This is a genomic window from Megasphaera sp. DJF_B143 (assembly GCF_900320625.1).
In the GTDB taxonomy this organism is placed as follows: domain Bacteria; phylum Bacillota; class Negativicutes; order Veillonellales; family Megasphaeraceae; genus Megasphaera; species Megasphaera hexanoica.
In genome coordinates this window covers 1-2200 of the sequence record NZ_ONTA01000248.1, presented here as the reverse complement: position 1 = coordinate 2200, position 2200 = coordinate 1, and the positions used below count along the sequence as shown (strand labels likewise).

The window sequence follows — 2200 nt, the reverse complement described above, 5'->3', positions numbered from 1 at the left end:
CTGGGAAAATTTGTTTTATAAATGTTAGTGAAAATAAAGCTGGGAATGATGAGGAAAAAGAGCAATTTAGACAATGACTTGACAGCAATGTGAAATTTTCTGTCTACAAGGTAACCGATAAGTACCAGTGTAAACAGGGGCAGCATCGTATGTTCAAGAATGTAAAGGAAAACCATGGTAGGACCTCACTTTGGGTAAAAATATTTGGAACTATATGATTTTCTACTATACGAAACTTTAGTGATTTTGTAAAATAGTAAATATCAAATGAATGTATCGCGATTTAGAATAAGTATAGAAATAAAACCTGATATGCAATGATAATATTGATTTATGGAATATAAAAACAAGGGGAGGGCAAAGGATGTATACGAATGAAGATTTACAGATTTTTGTTGATTTATCCCAGACACTCAGCTTTTCTCAGACAGCACGAAATCTCCATTTGTCTCAATCGACGGTGAGTAAACGGATAAAAGATCTGGAGACAGCATTGCAGGTCATTTTGATAGAGCGGGGGCAGGGCATGAAATCTCTCCGCCTGACACTGGCAGGCGAGAATTTTCTCCCTATCGCCAATGAAATGCTGTCTCTGTGGAAGGATGCCTGTCATCTGGGAAGAGGGCGCTGGCAGTCGTCTTTTACGATTGCCTCTCTGAGCAGCCTGAATATCCAGGTAATCCCAACGATAGCGGATTATCTGCATGAACATATACCGACTACGCATTTACACGTTATGACATCGCATTCGGGACTGATTTACGATCTGGTGGAACGCCATCAGGCAGATCTGGGATTCTCTCTCATTGCACGGGAATATCAGAACACACTGGTAGAAAAATGGTTCAGGGAACCTATGGTTGTGGTCCGGCCGACGGGGACAGAAATTTCCAGTCCCGTCTGCAGTCCCAGGGATCTGCCACAGGAAATGGAAATTTATAATTACAGCGGCATTGGTTTCCAGGCATGGCATGATGAATGGTGGGCGCCGGTCAGTAATAGTTATGTCAGCCTGGATAATGCGAGCTTGGTCCCTCTGATGCTGAATAAGCCGGGACAGTGGTCTGTTATGCAGATTTCCATGGCCCGGCAATTAGCGGCGACGGGACAGTATGTTATACAGAAACTGACTAACCCGCCGCCAGATCGTGTGTATTATCTGGTCACGCATCTGCATCCGACGCAGACAGCAGCACATATTTTATCAGTATTGCGGCCGTGTCTGCAATCTTTTGCCGGTCAGGAAGAATCAGCCGGCGAAGTAATACACAAGGGTTAGCATACTTTCTGCCATGTACTGTAATGCATGGCTATCCCAGTGAAAATCCGGGTTGTGGCCGAATACAGGTTCTTTGTCATAGATGCCTGTGTAATAAAAACAGGAAGGAACAGCGGCACTAAAGTAGGCAAAATCTTCAGAACCGGAGCCGCGTTCCATGGTAATCAACTGGATGCGGTCAGCCATGTGGTGGCGCAGGATGGATTCGACGCGGGATGTGACGGCATCATCGTTTATGCATACTGGGGAGAAGGGAACGACATGAAGCTGGCAGGTACCACCATAAATGGTTTCCGAAGCGGTCAGGATATGCTGCAATGTTTCCAGTATATCCTGACGTTTTTTTTCATTATATGTGCGCAGCGTTCCCTTGAGTTCTGCTGTATCGGGAATGACGTTGGGATTATGGCCGGACTGGAACTGGCCAAAGGTGAGGACGACGCCGTCGCCATCGGCCCGTTTATGGTATACATAGTCCTGAATCTGGGAGATAATGGATACGCCCATCTGAATGGGGCTGATGCAATCCGATGGCCGCGATCCGTGTCCGCCTTTTCCATGGATTGTGATGGTGAAATCGTCACAAGAAGCAGAACATTCTCCATGGCGAAGACCGATGTATCCCTGAGGAAGTCCGCCGGCGACATGCAGTCCCAGAGCGTAATCGACATGAGGATTATGTAATATCCCTGCTTCTATCATGCGGGCAGCGCCGCCGTCTCCTTCTTCCGCAGGCTGGAAGGCGAGGCGGATTGTGCCACGCAGGCAGTTCCGGTGAGCCTGGAGGATGCGGGCGACGCCGAGAAGATTGGCCGTATGTCCGTCGTGGCCGCAGGCATGCATGACACCGGGCGTCTGGGAGGTATAGGAACAACTATATTGCTCTGTCAGGGGCAGTGCATCCATGTCGGCGCGGAGCAG

At 48.0% G+C, this 2200-nt stretch carries 2 protein-coding genes; one reads left to right on the top strand and one right to left on the bottom strand.

Translation table 11 applies throughout. The features are described from left to right. Window positions 1–364: 364 nt before the first annotated feature. Window positions 365–1279 carry a LysR family transcriptional regulator gene (locus tag DBO31_RS07300; RefSeq protein ID WP_150824821.1) on the top strand — a complete coding sequence of 305 codons (915 nt, stop codon included), beginning with the start codon at window positions 365–367 and terminating at the stop codon, window positions 1277–1279. Here DBO31_RS07300 and DBO31_RS07295 read toward each other — a convergent pair. Further along, on the bottom strand, window positions 1250–2200 hold a 951-nt coding region (locus DBO31_RS07295; protein ID WP_150824820.1), incomplete at its 5' end, for a M20 family metallopeptidase. The genes DBO31_RS07300 and DBO31_RS07295 overlap by 30 nt on opposite strands.